Annotated in this window: 11 protein-coding genes; 4 read left to right on the top strand and 7 right to left on the bottom strand. The window is 68.4% G+C overall.

All coding sequences use genetic code 11. The features are described from left to right. The first annotated feature begins 175 nt into the window (after positions 1-175). A complete protein-coding gene (locus LXE91_RS09085; RefSeq protein WP_039361199.1) occupies positions 176-964 on the top strand; it encodes a sulfite exporter TauE/SafE family protein in 789 nt (262 codons plus the stop codon). Between the two features lie 157 nt (positions 965-1,121). On the opposite strand, the gene LXE91_RS09080 is transcribed toward LXE91_RS09085, so the two are convergent. The 3 genes from LXE91_RS09080 to LXE91_RS09070 all read right to left on the bottom strand — a co-directional run bounded on the left by LXE91_RS09080 (position 1,122) and on the right by LXE91_RS09070 (position 6,163). After that, positions 1,122-2,957, bottom strand: a complete 1,836-nt coding sequence (locus LXE91_RS09080; protein ID WP_039361200.1) for a S10 family peptidase — start codon at positions 2,955-2,957, stop codon at positions 1,122-1,124. 613 nt (positions 2,958-3,570) lie between these two features. Next, entirely contained in the window at positions 3,571-5,661 is a 2,091-nt protein-coding gene (locus tag LXE91_RS09075; protein WP_039361536.1) for a D-(-)-3-hydroxybutyrate oligomer hydrolase, read from the bottom strand. Positions 5,662-5,797: 136 nt separating this feature from the next. Continuing rightward, positions 5,798-6,163, bottom strand: a complete 366-nt coding sequence (locus LXE91_RS09070) for a BON domain-containing protein (RefSeq protein WP_039361202.1) — start codon at positions 6,161-6,163, stop codon at positions 5,798-5,800. A gap of 438 nt (positions 6,164-6,601) precedes the next feature. Between LXE91_RS09070 and LXE91_RS09065 the strand changes: the two genes are divergently transcribed. Next, on the top strand, positions 6,602-8,776 hold the full coding sequence (locus LXE91_RS09065; RefSeq protein ID WP_423191620.1) for a DsbA family protein: 2,175 nt from the start codon (positions 6,602-6,604) through the stop codon (positions 8,774-8,776). A 69-nt stretch (positions 8,777-8,845) separates the two neighbouring features. Further along, positions 8,846-9,793 carry a LysR family transcriptional regulator gene (locus LXE91_RS09055; RefSeq protein ID WP_039361208.1) on the top strand — a complete coding sequence of 316 codons (948 nt, stop codon included), beginning with the start codon at positions 8,846-8,848 and terminating at the stop codon, positions 9,791-9,793. A gap of 34 nt (positions 9,794-9,827) precedes the next feature. Here the strand turns inward: LXE91_RS09055 and LXE91_RS09050 are convergent, their stop codons facing one another. From LXE91_RS09050 to xdhA, 4 genes are all read right to left on the bottom strand, one after another. Further along, positions 9,828-10,229: a polyketide cyclase gene (locus LXE91_RS09050; protein WP_039361538.1), complete on the bottom strand. Its 402-nt coding sequence runs from the start codon at positions 10,227-10,229 to the stop codon at positions 9,828-9,830. 88 nt (positions 10,230-10,317) lie between these two features. Beyond that, positions 10,318-10,935 carry a xanthine dehydrogenase accessory protein XdhC gene (gene xdhC, locus LXE91_RS09045; protein WP_039361210.1) on the bottom strand — a complete coding sequence of 206 codons (618 nt, stop codon included), beginning with the start codon at positions 10,933-10,935 and terminating at the stop codon, positions 10,318-10,320. Positions 10,936-11,067: 132 nt separating this feature from the next. Next, positions 11,068-13,431: a xanthine dehydrogenase molybdopterin binding subunit gene (xdhB, locus tag LXE91_RS09040; RefSeq protein WP_039361212.1), complete on the bottom strand. Its 2,364-nt coding sequence runs from the start codon at positions 13,429-13,431 to the stop codon at positions 11,068-11,070. An 18-nt stretch (positions 13,432-13,449) separates the two neighbouring features. Beyond that, on the bottom strand, positions 13,450-15,000 hold the full coding sequence (xdhA, locus tag LXE91_RS09035; protein WP_039361214.1) for a xanthine dehydrogenase small subunit: 1,551 nt from the start codon (positions 14,998-15,000) through the stop codon (positions 13,450-13,452). Positions 15,001-15,337: 337 nt separating this feature from the next. Between xdhA and LXE91_RS09030 the strand changes: the two genes are divergently transcribed. Further along, a complete protein-coding gene (locus tag LXE91_RS09030; protein WP_039361216.1) occupies positions 15,338-16,552 on the top strand; it encodes an MFS transporter in 1,215 nt (404 codons plus the stop codon). The last annotated feature ends 86 nt before the right edge of the window (positions 16,553-16,638 follow it).

Genomic DNA, 16,638 nt, shown 5'->3' with positions numbered 1-16,638 from the left:
CGCCCGTTTTACTTCGAGCCGGATGCCCGCCCCACGGGCTTTCCCCTCCGATTTTTAACGCAGTCGTACATCCACGCGCCACATTTGCGACAATGGCGGACTTTGACGCGCGCGCCGCGGCCGCGCGCCGCCGCCGAACATCGCACAACCGTCGCCGCATAACCGCCTGCTTCCGATGTCGCTTCCCCATATCGACCTGCTGTACTCGTTGTCCGGCCTGTTCGTCGGCATCCTCGTCGGCCTGACGGGCGTTGGCGGTGGTTCGTTGATGACGCCGATCCTCGTGCTGCTGTTCGGCGTCCACCCTGCAACGGCGGTCGGCACCGACCTGCTGTACGCGGCCGCGACCAAGGCCACCGGCACCCTCGTCCACGGCCTGAAAGGCTCGATCGACTGGCGCATCACGGGCCGGCTCGCGGCGGGCAGCGTCCCGGCCGCGGCCATCACGCTGTGGTGGCTGCATACGCACGGGATGAACGCGCCGGGTACCGCGCGGATGATCCAGCTCGTGCTCGGCGTCGCGTTGCTGCTCACGTCACTCGCGCTCATCTTCCGGCCGCAGCTCACCGCGTTCGCCGCGCGCAACCCGCTCGCGCCGAGCCCCACGCGCACGCTGTGGTCGACCGTACTGACGGGCGCCGTGCTCGGCGTACTCGTGTCGATGACGTCGGTCGGTGCCGGCGCGATCGGCGTGACGGTGCTCCTGCTGCTGTATCCGGCGCTCGCGACGACCCGCATCGTCGGCTCCGACATCGCGCACGCGGTGCCGCTCACGCTCGTCGCGGGCATGGGCCACTGGCTGCTCGGCTCGGTCGACTGGTCGATGCTGCTGTCGCTGCTGCTCGGCTCGCTGCCCGGTATCGTGCTCGGCAGCCTGCTGTCGGCGCGCGCGCCCGAACGACTGCTGCGCAACCTGCTCGCCTCGACGCTCGTCGCGGTCGGCATCCGGCTCGTGCTGGCGTAACACGCGGCGCGCACACCCTGTCCTCGACGGTTTGACGCCATTTCGCGGCCGGCGCACAACGCGCCGGCCCATCGCCCTCCGCAAATGAAAACAGCCCGACCGGCCTGCGCCGATCGGGCTGTCGTCCATCCGGGGCGGCGCGAGCCGCCCGTGCCGCTTACTGCCCCTGTTGCTGCAACTTCTGCTGCTTGAGCTGCTGCGTGCGCATCTGCAGCTTCAGCACGCGCTGCAGCGCAGTGCGGTTGGCCAGGATGCCGTCGTAGAAGTTGGCGAGATCGCCCTTCAGCGCGGTCCGCGACGCGTCGTTCAGGTAGATCATGTGGCCCGACGGGTAGTTCTTGATCGTCAGGTTCTGCGCCTTGAGCGTCGGGTCGAGCGGCATCTGCGCGAGCGTCAGCTCCGTCTGGTGGAACGGCGTGACGGCGTCGAAATAGCCGTTTGCCGACAGCACCTTCAGGTCCGGGTTCACGCTCATCGTCGACGCCAGATCGCCCGCCGTGTACAGCGTATTGCCGCCGCCCTTGTTCGCGCCGGTCGGGTCGGTATGGCTGAAGTCCCAGTTGTTGAAGACCTGGTCGTTCAGGTCCACGAACGACGACGTCGACGTGTACTTGAGGTCGGTGTTGATGTAGCTGTTCCACAGCACCGTGTACGCGCCGCCCACGTTCGTGATCGACGGATCGTTGCTGCCCGAGTTCGGCAGGATGTACGGTGCGATGCCCTTGCCCGTGAAGTTCGCGCGACCGTCGTACTGGCCGATCTGCGTGCCCGGCACGAGCGTCAGGAAGAACGTGTACGGCGGGTTGTCGTTCGACGACGGCACGTTGCCGAGCGCGGCCGGGTTGCCGAACGTCTGGATCAGCGACGTCGGATCCGTGCCGATGTATGCGCCCATCTGCTGCGCGGTCTGCAGGTTCAGGTTCAGCCGCACGTTCACGAAGCCGCCGTCCTGCGGGTTCGGCTTCTGCGCGAGCGGCGCGAGCGTGTTGTCCGCGTAGTTGCGGGCCTGGACCATGTACGCGTCGAGGTCGGTCGGCGTCGGGTTGAGCGTCGTCTTCTTCCAGTAGAACGCATCGGCCGCGAGCGTCGGGAACGTGCCCGGCGCGGACAGCGCATTCGCGTAGTCGAGGATCGACGATTGCAGCGTGATCCCGTTCAGGTCGATGCCGTCCTCATGCAGCACCCACGACACGACCGCGCTGCGCGCGGTGCCGTACGACTCGCCGTACAGGAACTTCGGCGAATTCCAGCGCGAGTATTTCGTCAGGTAGCGCTGGATGAAGCGGTCGATCGAGCGGGCGTCCTGGTCGGTGCCCCAGAAATCCTTGTTCTTCGCCGGGGCGATCGCCGCCGAGTAACCGGTGCCGACCGGGTTGATGAACACGAGGTCGGTACGGTCGAGCAGGCTGTCCGGGTTGTCGAGCAGCTTGTACGGCGCGGGCGGCGTGAAGTTCGGGAACGACGACTGCAGGCGTTTCGGCCCGTACGAGCCGAGCAGCAGGTAGACCGACGACGAGCCGGGGCCGCCGTTGTAGAAGAACGTGACCGGGCGCGGCTTCGACGGGTCCGGATTGTCCTGCGTGTACGCGACGTAGAACATCTTCGCGTTCGGCGCCGACGTGACCGGATCGATCGTCGTCAGGTGGCCCGTGGTGGCCGTGTACTTGATGGCCTTGCCGCCGATCGTGACCGTACGGTGCACGACGGCCGCCCCTTCCGTGGAATCCGTGACCGCGTCGTTCGGCCCGGTGCCGTACACGTCGTTGTCGACGTACGGCTGGTCGGCCGCGGCGGCCGTGGCGTTGGTGTTGGCCGACGTGCTGGCGCCGGCCGACGTCGCGGCGGCGGCGGCGGCCGAAGCGGCCGGGCTCGCCCCGTCGTCGCCACCGCACCCCGTGACGAGCAGCGCAGCGGCCGCGGCCGCTGCGAGCGGCACGCTCAGTGTCGTTCCGAATAGCGCGAAACCGTCTTTCAAGGACTTCCGTGTCGTCATTATTGCCTCTCGAACAGAACGATAAATACCGCCGGTCGCAAAGGATCATCTGCGCCGGCGCTCCGCACCGGGAATGCATTCGTTATGCGACGCACTCCGAGTTTTTTACCGGCTCGACGAATACCGACCGGCATGATTTACCCCACCCATATTTTTGCGACTGCACAATGGAATCAATTCCATTGCGAACGACAATTCGATAATCCGCAGCAATACATATTCATTCGGCGTATTTGCACACGCACAAAATCGACGGCAAAAGCACACCCCGCCAGGCCACTACCCACAAGGGCGCCTCGCTTCGAACAGACGAACAATCCCCCTCGGCGAGATGCCGATTAATCGAAAAACGACGATCAATCGCGACTCGAGCCGATTTAATAAAATCGAAAGGATCGATTAACTAAACGGAAAGGAATATCTCGTATCTGGAATTTATTAAATTAAGTGAAAATACCGGCGCATATTAGGGTCCCGATTTATCGCCGTAAAGTAATAATTTGTTACGGCGCTCGCCATTCCAATAAAAGGCAGTTCGGGACCGATTCCAGGGCAACCAAAAGAAAAAGCCGGACGACTGTCCGGCTTCGTGAGGGCGGCGCGGCGCTCGCCGTCAGAGCGGCACGTCGATCGCGCCGGCCCCGACGGGAATCGCGTTCGCGCCCGGCGCAGCCGAGATCGGCGGCAGGTTCGCGCCCGTCAGCGCGGGCGCGGCGCCCGGCGTGCCGCCGCGCGGCACCGTGCGGATCACCTGCGACGGCGGCAGCGGCGCGCCGTTCTTCAGGTGCTTCCACATCAGGTTCAGCGCCTGCAGGTTGTAGTAATGAACCGGCACGAAGCGCGTGTCGAAGCCCGGCACCGGCAGGAACGCGTCGAAGTGCTGGCCGTTCGTCACCTCGTAGAACACGAGCTGGCTGCGTCCGCCTTCGCTGATGCCGTTCTGCGCGACATACGCGCGCGACGCGTGGTTCACGGGCACGAGCGCGTCGCTGCGGCCCTGCACGATGATCGCCGGCTTGCCCTGCAGGTTCGCGTTCACGCGCACCGCGTCGACGTTCGCGGGCATCCCGAGCATCCCGTTCGTCCAGAGCTGGCGCAGGCACAGCGCGCCCGCGAAGCTTGCATCGGGAGTGGCGAGCCGGTGATCGACGCCCACGCCCGTGTTGAACACGAGGTTGATGCCGGACGTCGGCGGCACGCCGTTGCCGACGCCGAACACGGCCGGCATCGGCGACGTGGCCGGCGCGGCGACGGCGCCCGTCGCCGGGTTCGTCGTCGCGAAGCTGAAATTGCACAGGTTGTCGGTGACGTGCGAGCGCGTGTACGCGTTCGCATACGTGACCGCGATCGCCGGAATCGCCTGCGAATCCCACATCGGCGCCTGCAGCAGGTCGGAATCGGCGAGATAGCCGGCCGCGTGGAGCTGCGCGAGCGCGTCGGCGGCCTGGCTTTGCGTATCGGCGCCCGACACGAGCCCGGCCGCGGCGAGCGTCGCGCAGCGCTGGGTGCGGATCGACTGCGTGGTCGCCGCCGGCAGCGCGCTCAGGGACGGCGCGTCGGCAAGCGACGCGGACGCGGCCGCGCATGGCTCCAGCAGATTCGCGAGCGTCGCATAGTCGGCCAGCGGCCGGCCGAACGACGGCACGGGCTGGCCGCCCGAGCGCACGACCGCGTTCGGCGCCATCCGCACGTTGATCTGCGGCTCGCCGACCACGACCGCGGTGATCCAGCCGCGGTTGTCCTGTTCGGCCGCCGCGAGCGACGCGCCGCCGCCGTTGCTGACCGACGCGGCGATCGTCGTGACGTCGCCCGCGCGATAGCGCACGCCGTGATGCGAGCCGTCGATCAGCGGTCCGAACTGCTCGTTGAGCGCCCAGTACGCGAACTCGACCGACTGCAGCGTGACGCGCCCCCAGTCCTGCTCGGGATTCTGCTGCGAATGCGCATGCTTGAACGCATAGCGGTTCGGGAAGCGGGAATTGAATGTGGCGAGCTCGCCGCTGGTGGCGTTCGCGGTGAACAGGCTCGCGGTGCCGGCCAGCACCGCGTTGGCGAGCGTGCCGTCGATCAGCGTGATGGTGTCCGACATCAGCTCGTGCGCGCCGTTGCCGCCGCCCTTGTCGTTGTAGGCGACCGCGCAGCCGCGCTTGAGCGCCCATTCGCCGGCCGCGGAAATCGCGCCGTACACGCCGCGCGAGCCCGACGACGTCGCGGTGACGATGCACGGCTGCGCGGGATTGAAGCTGGCGGGCACCTGCACGAGCAGCGTGACGTTCTTGCTGCCGCTACCGTCGTCGGCGTACGCGAGATATTCGGTGCCGGGAATCTTGCCTTCGCCGAGCGTGTCGTTGCCGTCGAGGTCGACGTTCGGCCCCCAGAAGCGGCCGTAGCCGCCGTTCGCGCTCATGTCGACGAGCGCGCGATAGTTCGACCAGATCGCGAGACGGCGCAACTCGGCGCTCGTCGGCCGGGCGGCATTCGCAAAGCCGGGGGCGCTCGCCGAGCCGAGGCCCGTCTTGCCGAGGCCGGCCGTCAGCAGGTCGTCGCTCGCGCCGTCGTAGGCCGTCGTGCGCACGCTGCCGGACACGAAACCGGGCAACCGGTTGCGCTCGGCCGATTCGTCGCCGTTACAGGCGCCGAGTATCGCGACCGCGGCCAGCGCCGCGCCGAAAACCATCCGCCTGCCCCACCCGAGCCTCGTCATCGCCGCCCTCTCGATATCGTTGTCGGTCCGCCGCCGCTTCATGCGGCTTGCGGCCTCTCAAGCGCAAACGGGCCCCGGCATGCCGGGGCCCGCCTGGAAACGGGCGCATGCGGCGCTCGCGCGCCGCTGCCCGGCGTTACTGCTGCTGAACCGTCAGCTTGTTGCTGACCGACGTCACGCCCTGCACGCCCTTCGCCGCCTCTTCCGCCTTGTCGATCTGAGCCTGGTCTGGCACCGTGCCCTCCAGCGTGATCGCGCCGCCCTTCGAACGCACGACGATGTTCGCCACGTCGATGCCGCCGGCCTTCGTAATGGCCTTGCGCACCGCATAGCCCAGCTTGCGGTTCGCCTTCTTCGCGGTCTTCGCGGCGGCCTTCGGCGCGCTGGTCGCGGCCGCGGGCGCTTCCGTTGCCGCGGCATCGCTCGACTGCGCATACACGCTGCCAGACAGACAGGCCGCCACGGCGGCGACGCCCAACGCTCTCAACACGATCGACTTCATGCTATCTCCTTATCACTCCGGAACGGCCGTGCACAGTACGGCCGATTACCCCCAAAAAACAGCCGGCCCGCGCGCGAACGGGCGGGACAGCCGGTGTTTTCCACGGCGATACGAGAGAGGCGAGACGGGCTGGCGGCAGGCGCACGCGAAAGCGGGCCGGCCGGGCCGGACAGCCGCCGGCCGAACGCGCCCGGTCTCATTGCGTGCCGGGTCGCGCGCAAATCGGGCGCGGCTGCGTCGCACAATGTAATCCAGCGCCCGCCGAAGCGCAAAGCTTTTGACGCGGGGCCGCCCGCCGGTGTCGCCGCGGTGCCGCGCGAGGCCGCCCCACTCGCGCTTGCCCGGTGAAACCGGGTACCATCGCCGCGAGCATCGGCGTCGTCCATGACGGCCGTCCGATCGTCACCGATACGTCACGCCAGCGTCATCCGCCGCCCCATGAAGCCAGCCCGCCCTCGCCCGCCCCGCCGCATCCTCGCCCGCTTCGTCGCGGTGTCGTGGCGCGACCTCGCGCTGTCGATCGGCCCGACCGTGCTGCTCGCCGGCGCGGCCGTCTGGCTCGCGGTCAAGCTGATCCAGCCGGCCCCGCCGTCCACGCTCGTGATCTCGTCCGGTCCGCCCGGCAGCACGTACTGGAACGCCGCGCAGAAATACAAGACGATCCTCGCGAAGAACGGCGTCACGCTCGACGTCCAGTCATCCGAAGGGTCCGCCCAGAACCTCGCGCGGCTGTCGAACCCGAACGCGCCGGTCGACGTCGGCTTCGTGCAGAGCGGCATCGGCCCGAAGGAGCGCGACGAACACCTCGTGTCGCTCGGCAGCATCGGCTACGTACCGCTCGCGATCATGTACCGCGGGCCGGTCGTCGCGCGCCTGTCCGACTTCAAGGGCAAGCGGCTCGCGCTCGGCGCGGAAGGCAGCGGCGCGCGCGAGCTGAGCCTCGCGTTGCTGAAGATGAACGGCATCGTGCCGGGCGGCTCGACCGAGCTGCTGCCGACCGCCGGCGAAGACGCGGCCACCGCGCTGCTCGACGGCAAGATCGACGCGGCGTTCCTGTCCGGCGACTCGACGCAGATCCCGGTGATGGCGAAGCTGTTCCGCGCGCCGGGCGTGCACGTGTATTCGTTCACGCAGGCCGAGGCGTATGCGCGGCGCTTTCCGTACCTGACCGCGATCACGCTGCCGATGGGGGTCTACGATCTCGGCCGGAACCTGCCGCCCGCCGACATCCACACGGTCGCGCCGACCATCGAGCTCGTCGCGCGCGACTCGCTGCACCCGGCGTTGTCCGACCTGCTGATCGAGGCCGCGCGCGAGGTGCACGGACACGCGACGATCCTGCAGCACGCGGGCGAATTCCCGTCGTCCGTCACGCGCGGCTTCCCGCTCTCCGACGACGCCGCGCGCTACTACAAATCAGGCAAGACCTTCCTGTACCGGCGGCTGCCGTTCTGGGTCGCGAGCCTCGTCGACCGGCTGCTCGTCGTGGTCGTGCCGCTGATCGTCGTGCTGATCCCCGGGCTGCGGCTCGTGCCGTCGCTGTACGGCTGGCGCGTGCGCTCGCGCATCTACCGCTGGTACGGCGCGCTGATCGCGCTCGAGCGCAGCGCGCTCGGCGAGCATACGGCCGAGGAGCGCGTGAAGTTGCTCGACGAGCTCGACGACATCGAGGAAGCCGTGAACCGGATGAAGATGCCGCTGGCCTATGCCGGGCAGTTCTACGTGCTGCGCGAGCACATCGGCTTCGTGCGCGAACGGCTCACCGCGCACGACCAGGACACGCCGGCCGGCCCGCCGGGCGCCGGCGGGCCGCCGCACGCACGTGCCGAGGCCGCGCCGCCGGCCGGCACGCCCCTCGGGCGACTCCCGGTTCCGCGTGAGCGGACGATCCGCGATCATTGCCGCATGCGCGCGCCGCCGCGTAACATGGAGGCCGCCGCCAGGCGCCGCACGCCCCACCCTCTGGAGATCGCCATGACAACCGGCCTCGACACCGCCCAACCCGCCTGGTTCTACGACTTCGTGTCGCCGTTCTCCTACCTGCTCCTCGAACAGCATGACAAGTGGCCGGACGTGCCGTTCGAACCCGTCGCCGTGTCGCTGCCCGACCTGCAGCGTCACTGGGGCCAGCGCCCGACCGCCGACGTACCGACCAAGCGTGTGTTCACCTATCGTCACGCACTGTTTCGCGCAGAACAGCTGGGTATCCGCTTCAAGATGCCGCCCTCCCATCCGTTCGATTCCGACAAGGTGCTACGTCTCGCGATCGCGCTGCGCGCCGACATCGCGACCGTGCTGGAAATGTTCCGGTTCATCTGGCATGACGGCAACGATCCGTCGACGCCGGCCGGGTTCGCCGCGCTGTGCGAACGCGTCGGCGTCGGCCACGGCGACGAGCTGATCGAATTCGAGGAGACGAGCGCGCAGCTGCGCCGCAACACCGACGACGCGATCGCGCTCGGCGTGTTCGGCGTGCCGACGTTCTGGATGAACCAGCAGCTGTTCTGGGGCGAGGACGCGCTGCCGATGGTGCTGTACTGCGCACGCACGCCGAACTGGCTCGAATCGCGCGAGGTCAAGCGGATCAGCACGCTGCCGAAGAGCCGTCCGTGATGGCCGGTATCACGCACGCCGGCGCGCGGCTGCGGTAAGGTTACGCTTCACCCGAATCACCCCCAATCGATGGAAGACGACGACCGTACCGCCTCGCTCGATATCTGGCTCGTGCGCGTGTTGCGCACGCTGCTGCTCGAGCGCAGCGTCACGCAGGCCGCGCTGCGGCTGAACCAGACCCAGCCCGCGATCAGCACCGCGCTGCGCAAGCTGCGCGAGACGCTGAACGACCCGATCCTCGTGCGCGGCAAATCCGGCATGGTGCCGACCGAATACGGCGCATCGCTGCTCGAGGCCGCGCAGCGCGCGCTGCGCGAGGTCGACTTCATCGCGACGCCGCACGGCGACTTCGATCCGTCGTCCGCGCGGCGCACGTTCCGCGTCGCCGCACCCGATTACCTGAACGATTTCTTCATGCCGACGCTGATCGAGCGCTTTCGCGACGCGGCGCCGCATGCGCATCTGGAAATCGATTCGCTGAATCCCGCACTCGATCACGCGGGCGCGCTCGAATCGGGCGCGCTCGATCTCGTGATCGGCAACTGGCCGAAGCCCGACCCGCAGTTCGCGCGTCAGGACCTGTTCTCCGACACGATCGTGTGCCTGATGCGCGATGCGCACCCGCTCGCACGCGAGCCGCTCACGCGCGAAGCGTATGCGTCGGCCGCGCACGTCGCGCCGACGCCGTACACCGGCGACAAGCGCAACGCGATCGAAATCGGCCTGGCACGCGCGCGCCTCACGCGGCGCATCGTGACGACGCTGCCGTACTTCGGGATCGTGCCGCAGGTGCTGCTGCAGTCGGACCTGATCTTCACGACGACGCGCCGCTTCGCAACACACTATGCGCAGCTGATGCCGCTCGTCGTCGTCACGCCGCCCGTGCCGTTCCCGCGCATCAAGAGCTACCTGCTCACGCATCCGCAGCCCGACCGCCCGACCGACATCGCGTGGCTGTGCGCGCTGATGCAGAGCGTGTCCGACGAGCTGACGGTTCCCCGCAGCCGCAAGCGCTGAGCCGCGACACACAACACGGCGCGGCCGCTCGAGCTCAGGCCGTGCAGAAGGTTTCCTGCAGATGGGTCCAGCGCACGACGCCCGCCGCGTCGCGCTCGAACACGGCAGTTGCGCGACGCGCGGGCAGCTCGCCCGAGGCCGCGTGCTGCGCTTCGAGATAGGTGACGGTCACATGCGACGCGTCGGCCGCGAGCACGCGGGTGTCCGACAGCGTGATGCGCAGCCCCGGCTTCGCGCCGGCGAGCTTTGCGAACAGTGCGCGCGTACCGTCGTGATCGACGACGCGGCCGTCGGTCAGGATCATCGTGAATTCGGCGGAAAACGCGGCGAGCAGCGCGTCGAGCGCCTCGGGCGCGGTATCGACGCCGGACAGCCAGCGCTCGATGGCGACGAGGCTCGCATCGAGCGCGTCGAGATAAACCTGATGATCGGACATGGCACGTGCACGGTAAGGCGCGGCCCGATGCCGCGCGTCGTCGTGCAGTGTATGCAAAATCGCGCGGCCCTGCGCTGGCCGCGCGGCGCTACCGCGCGCAGGTCGCGTCGTCGCGCGCACGTCCCGATGCGGCGGCCTTCGCGTCGGCCACCGGCATGCCCGAGCGCGCCTGCAGCAGCTCCGCGCACACGGCCACCGCGATCGCGCCCGGCGCCTTGTCGACGATCCCCGCAACGCCGATCGGGCACACCATTTCCACGAGCCGCGCCGGATCGACGCCGCGCGCGGCAAGCCGGCGCTCGAACTTCACGCGCTTGGTACGCGAGCCGATCATCCCGAAGTACGCGTAGTCGCGCCGCCGCATGATCTGCGCGGCGAGCGAGAAGTCGAGCGCGTGGTTGTGCGTCATCACGAGGAAGTACGCGCCGGGCGGCGCGGCGTCGACGACGGCCTCCGGCGTGTCGGTCGGCTCCGGCTGCACGTTCGGCGGACATTCGTCCGGGAACAGCTCGTCGCGCGTGTCGACCCACTGCACGACGCACGGCAGCGCGCCGAGCAGCGTGACGAGCGCGTGACCGACGTGCCCGGCGCCGAACAGCACGACGTGCATCGGCGCCGGCGTACCGGTCGCGCGGTTGCGCTGGCCGGTGCCCGGTGCGAACACCGCAGTCGACGCGGTGCGGAGCGCGCGTGCGGGGCCGTTCATGTCAGTCTCCGCCGGGCCGCCCCAAGGAGGCTGACCACCCCGTCGGGGGGAGCCGTGCATGGGACCGGAGCAAGCGCTGAAGCGCCAACTCCGGTCGACAGCGAACGAAGTGAGCGTGGGGGCTGTTTCATCTCAGACAGCCTGGGCGGCGCGTGCCGCACGCACCGCGCTGACCGCACGCAGGATCGACTCGCCGGTCGCCGGCGCATCGAGCAGCGGGTTCACCTTGTAGTCGCCGACCGCGGCCACTGCATCGCGCACCGCGAAGAACACCGAGAACGGCAGCAGCAGCGGCGGCTCGCCGACGGCCTTCGAACGGTGAATGCTGTCCTCGACGTTGCGGTTGTTGAACAGCTTCACGTTGAATTCGGGCGGCGTGTCGTTCACCGTCGGGATCTTGTACGTGGACGGCGCATGCGTCATCAGCTTGCCGCCCTTGTTCCACCACAGCTCCTCGGTCGTGAGCCAGCCCATCCCCTGGATGAACGCGCCTTCGACCTGGCCGATGTCGAGCGCCGGGTTCAGCGACACGCCCACGTCGTGCAGCGCATCGACGCGCAGCGTGCGCATCTCGCCCGTCAGCGTGTCGATCACGACTTCCGACACGGCTGCGCCGTACGAGTAGTAGTAGAACGGCCGACCCTGCAGCTTCGACTGATCCCAGTACAGCTTCGGCGTCGCGTAGAAACCGTCGGACCACAGCTGCACGCGCGCGAGGTACGCCTTCGCGATCACTTCGCCGAACGGCACGCCGTTGCCGCCGATCCACACGAAGTCGTTGCCGAACTTCACGTCGGCCGCATCGACCTTGCCGTCGCCGAACTGCTTCGCCGCGAACACCGCGAGCCGCTCGCGCAGCTGGCGGGCCGCATCCTGCGCGGCCTTGCCGTTCAGGTCCGAGCCCGTCGACGCAGCGGTCGCCGACGTGTTCGCGACCTTGCTGGTGTCGGTCGCCGTCACGCGGATCCGCCCGAAGCGGATGCCGAGCTCGTGCGCGACGACCTGCGCGACCTTCGTGTTGAGCCCCTGCCCCATCTCCGTGCCGCCGTGGTTCACGAGCACCGAGCCGTCGGTGTAGATGTGCACCAGCGCGCCGGCCTGGTTGAAGTGCGTGACGTTGAACGCAATGCCGAACTTCACCGGCGTGAGCGCGATGCCCTTCTTCAGCACCGTATTGCGCGCGTTGAATGCGCGCACGCCCGCGCGCCGCGCGCGGTAGTCGCTCGTCGCCTCGAGTTCGCCGAGCAGTTCCTGCAGCACGTTGTCCTCGACCGTCTGCCCGTAAGGCGTGACGTTGCGTTCGGTCTTGCCGTACAGGTTCGCATAGCGCACGTCGAGCGGATCGCGATCGAGCGAACGCGCGACGTCGTCGAGGATGTACTCGATCGCGAACGCGCCCTGCGGGCCGCCGAAACCGCGGAACGCGGTGTTCGACTGCGTGTTGGTCTTGCCGCAGTAGCCTGCGATGGCGACGTCGCCGAGCCAGTACGCGTTGTCGAAGTGGCACACCGCGCGCGTCATCACCGGGCCCGACAGGTCGGCCGAGAAGCCGCAGCGCGACGTCATGTCGAGCGCCACGCCGTCGATGCGGCCGTCGTCGTCGTAGCCGACGTCGAAGCGGTAATGGAAGTCGTGCCGCTTGCCGGTGATCATCATGTCGTCGTCGCGGTCCGGACGCAGCTTCACCGGGCACAGCAGCTTCCACGCGGCAAGCGCCGCACAGCACGCGAAGAGCCCCGACTGCGATTCCTTGCCGCCGAACCCGCCACCCATCCGGCGGCATTCGACCAGCACGTTGTGCGACGCGACGCCGAGCACGTGCGCGACGAGGTGCTGCATCTCGCTCGGATGCTGCGTCGAGCAGTACACGTGCATCCCGTCGTCATCCTTCGGCACCGCGTACGCGATCTGCCCTTCGAGGTAGAACTGCTCCTGGCCGCCGAGCAGCATCTCGCCCGACTCGCGATGCGGCGCGACGGCGAGCCGTGCAGCCGCGTCGCCGCGCGCAAGCTTCAGCGGCGGGATCACGTAGGTTTCGGCCGCGCGCGCTTCCTGCGCGGTGAGGATCGCCGGCAGTTCCTCGTAGTCGACCTGCGCGCGGCGTGCGGCGAGCCGCGCGGTTTCATGCGACGTCGCGACGACGATGAACATCGGCTGGCCGACGAACTGCACGATGCCCTTCGCGAGCACCGGGTCGTCGTGGATGATCGGGCCGCAATCGTTGACGCCCGGAATATCGTCGGCCGTGAACACGGCGACCACGCCCGGCGTCGCGCGCACCGCGTCGAAGTTCATCGACACGATCTTCGCGTGCGGCTTCGCCGACAGGCCGAGCGCCGCGTGCAGCGTGCCCGCGACGACCGGGATGTCGTCGGTGTAGGTTGCACGCCCGCTGACGTGCAGGTGCGCGGATTCGTGCGCGCGCGAGACGTGGACCTGCGCGGCGTCGGCTTGCGGATCGAGGGTGCTCAGGAACGGTTCTGCTTGCTGGTTCATGTTCGGTGTTCTCCGTCTTCAGACGCGCGCCGCGTCGGTGCCGAGTTCGGCGGCCACTTCACGCACATTCAGGGCTTGCTGCGGCAGCGGGTCGTGCGGGCGCGTCTCCAGCCAGAATCGGTAAATCAGGTTCTTCGCGGTATCGAGGCGGTACGTGCTCGTCGCGCGCATGTCGGTGAGCGGCTGGTAGTCGCGCTCGAGCGCCTGCATCGCGGCCTGCGCGGTCGCTTCGTGCCACTGCGCGCCGTCGAGCACGGCTTCCGTCCGGGTCGCACGCTTCGGCGTCGCTGCCATCCCGCCGAACGCGACGCGCGGCTCGCGGATCGTGTCGCCGTCAGCAATGAACGCGAATGCCGCGCACACGGCCGAGATGTCGGAGTCGAACCGCTTCGACAGCTTGTACGTGCGGAACTGCAGCTTCGCGCGCGCGCCGGTGCGGGTCGGCACCTTCAGGCCGACGACGAATTCGTGCGGCGCCATGTCCTTCTGCTGGTAGCCCGTGTACAGCGCCTCGAGCGGCAGCTCGCGCACCGTGTCGCCGCCGCGCAGCACCACGCGCGCGCCGAGCGCGATCAGGCCCGGCATCGAATCGCCGATCGGCGAGCCGTTCGCGACGTTGCCGCCGAGCGTGCCCGCGTTGCGGATCGGCAGCGACGCGAAGCGCTTCCACATCTCGGTCAGTTCCGGATACTGGCCGGCCAGCGCCGCATACCCTTTCTCGACCGTCACGCCAGCCCCGATTTCGATCCAGTCGTCACCGTGCACGATGTTCTGCAGTTCGGCGATCTGGCCGACGTAGATCAGGTCGTCGAGCCGGCGCATCTGCTTGGTGACCCACAGGCCGATATCGGTGCTACCTGCCAGGATGCGCGCGTCGGGCCGCTCGACCTTCAGCGCGGCCAGCGCGTCGAGCGTGCGCGGCGCCGCGAAGCGCGCGCCGTCGATCGTCGTGTAGTCGAACGTCTCGTCACGCTTGAGCGACGCGAGCGTGCGGGCCAGCACGGCCGTGTCGACCGGCGCTGACGGCGCCGGCGCTTCGAACATCTGCACGGCCGCGTCGACGATCGGGCGATAGCCGGTGCAGCGGCACAGGTTGCCGGTCAGCGCATCGGCGATCTCGGTGCGCGTCGGCACGTCCTTCGCCTTCGCGCACGTGCCGGCGCTGCCGCAGCCTTCGTGGCCGTGCTTCTCGTACAGCGCCCACATCGACATCACGAAGCCGGGCGTGCAGAACCCGCATTGCGAACCGTGGCAGTCGACCATCGCCTGCTGCACCGGATGCAGCGCGCCGTCCGGCTGACGCAGGTCCTCGACCGTCAGCAGCGCCTTGCCGTCCAGCGTCGGCAGGAACTGGATGCATGCGTTGACGGCCTTGAATTCCACCGCGCCGGCGTCGGTCAGTTCGCCGACGACGACCGTGCACGCGCCGCAGTCGCCTTCCGCGCAGCCTTCCTTGGTGCCGGTGCAATGCGCGTCCTCGCGCAGGTATTGCAGCACGGTGCGGGTAACGTCCGCGCCGCTGACTTCGCGGATCGCGTGACGATGGTAGAAGCGGATCGGCTCACTCATGTCTCGATGGTTCTTCAAATGGGGGCAAGGCGGCCCGCGCAGTGCGCTCGACCGACGTTTTTCCGACAGTTTGCACGCTATCACCATCAAATTTCGCAACCCATAGCCCATCACGCATGGGGCCCATATAACTGCCGCGATATGAGCGGCGGGCCCGCCCGGCGGCCTTTCCAGACGGCGCTCCCGGCCCCTTCCCCGCGCCCCCGCAACCGTCCGCCATCGTCGAAAACAGGTCCCGATTAACTAAATGGTACCTGCGTGAAAACCGGTTCCATGGGAAAATCCCGATTCCCTTTTTCGCCGTCTTCCTGCTGTTTCGTCCATTCGTTCCGACCCCATGTCAACCGATTCCGCCACACCGCCGCGCAGCGGGTTCGCGGTCACGCTGCAAATCGTGTCCGTCGTCTGCTTCACGTTCATCTGCTACCTGACCATCGGCCTGCCGCTCGCGGTGCTGCCGGGCTTCGTCCACGACGACCTCGGCTTTTCCGCGATCGTCGCGGGCGGCGCGATCAGCGTCCAGTATTTCGCGACGCTCGCGTCGCGCCCGCTCGCCGGGCGCCTGGCCGATACGCTCGGCCCGAAGCAGACGGTGCTGCGCGGGCTGGTCGGTTGCGGCGTGTCGGGTGTGCTGCTGCTCGTCGCGCTGCTGCTCGCGCACTGGCCGGTCGCGAGCCTCGTGCTGCTGGTCGCGAGCCGGCTCGTGCTCGGCGTCGGCGAGAGCCTGTGCGGCACCGGCGCGATCCTGTGGGGCATCGGCCGGGTCGGCGTCACGCACAACGCGAAGGTGATCTCGTGGAACGGCATCGCGACCTACGGCGCGCTCGCGCTCGGCGCGCCGGTCGGCGTCGCGATCGCGAATACGCTGAATCCGGCGCTGATCGGCGTGATCGTGATCGCACTGGCCGCCGCCGGCTTCTACCTCGCGCGCCTGATCGCTTCGGTGCCGCTCGTGCACGGCGAACGGATGTCGTATGCGAGCGTGTTCACGCGCGTACTGCCGCACGGCCTCGGCCTCGCGCTCGGCTCGGCCGGCTTCGGCTCGATCGCGACCTTCGTCACGCTGTACTACGCGGCGCGCCACTGGCCGAACGCCGCACTGTCGCTGACCGTGTTCGGCACGCTGTTCATCGGCGCGCGCCTGCTGTTCGCAAACACGATCAAGACCTACGGCGGCTTCCGCGTCGCGATCGTGTCGTTCGCATTCGAATGTTCGGGCCTGTTGCTGCTGTGGCTCGCGCCGGTGCCGCACATCGCGCTCGTCGGCGCCGCGCTGACAGGTTTCGGCTTCGCGCTGATCTTCCCGGCGCTCGGCGTAGAGGCCGTCGCGCTCGTGCCGCCCGCGAGCCGTGGTGCGGCGCTGTCCGCGTACTCGGTGTTCCTCGATCTGTCGCTCGGCATCACGGGCCCGCTCGCCGGCTATGTCGCGGGCGCGTTCGGCTATCCGCAGGTGTTCCTGTTCGCGGCGGTGGCGGCCGCGGCGGGCGTCGCACTGTCGATGGTGCTGTACCAGCGGCAGGCGCGGGTCGAGGGAAGCGGCGCAGCGGCCTGATCGCGCTGTTCATGAAAAGGGGGGCTGGTCGCGGAAATCACGCCGCCGGCCGCCAAATGGAAAACGCCCGCATCGCGCGGGCGTTT

This window comes from Burkholderia contaminans (genome assembly GCF_029633825.1).
Classification (GTDB): domain Bacteria; phylum Pseudomonadota; class Gammaproteobacteria; order Burkholderiales; family Burkholderiaceae; genus Burkholderia; species Burkholderia contaminans.
The sequence above is the reverse complement of the archived record's forward strand: the minus strand, read 5'-3'. Positions and strand labels throughout refer to the sequence as shown.

Excerpts from the sequence above, each read along its gene's own strand:
- LXE91_RS09085 (WP_039361199.1), top strand. The coding sequence starts at position 176 with ATGTCGCTTCCCCATATCGACCTGCTGTACTCGTTGTCCGGCCTGTTC.
- LXE91_RS09080 (WP_039361200.1), bottom strand. The coding sequence starts at position 2,957 with ATGACGACACGGAAGTCCTTGAAAGACGGTTTCGCGCTATTCGGAACG.
- LXE91_RS09075 (WP_039361536.1), bottom strand. The coding sequence starts at position 5,661 with ATGACGAGGCTCGGGTGGGGCAGGCGGATGGTTTTCGGCGCGGCGCTG.
- LXE91_RS09070 (WP_039361202.1), bottom strand. The coding sequence starts at position 6,163 with ATGAAGTCGATCGTGTTGAGAGCGTTGGGCGTCGCCGCCGTGGCGGCC.
- LXE91_RS09065 (WP_423191620.1), top strand. The coding sequence starts at position 6,602 with ATGAAGCCAGCCCGCCCTCGCCCGCCCCGCCGCATCCTCGCCCGCTTC.
- LXE91_RS09055 (WP_039361208.1), top strand. The coding sequence starts at position 8,846 with ATGGAAGACGACGACCGTACCGCCTCGCTCGATATCTGGCTCGTGCGC.
- LXE91_RS09050 (WP_039361538.1), bottom strand. The coding sequence starts at position 10,229 with ATGTCCGATCATCAGGTTTATCTCGACGCGCTCGATGCGAGCCTCGTC.
- xdhC (WP_039361210.1), bottom strand. The coding sequence starts at position 10,935 with ATGAACGGCCCCGCACGCGCGCTCCGCACCGCGTCGACTGCGGTGTTC.
- xdhB (WP_039361212.1), bottom strand. The coding sequence starts at position 13,431 with ATGAACCAGCAAGCAGAACCGTTCCTGAGCACCCTCGATCCGCAAGCC.
- xdhA (WP_039361214.1), bottom strand. The coding sequence starts at position 15,000 with ATGAGTGAGCCGATCCGCTTCTACCATCGTCACGCGATCCGCGAAGTC.
- LXE91_RS09030 (WP_039361216.1), top strand. The coding sequence starts at position 15,338 with ATGTCAACCGATTCCGCCACACCGCCGCGCAGCGGGTTCGCGGTCACG.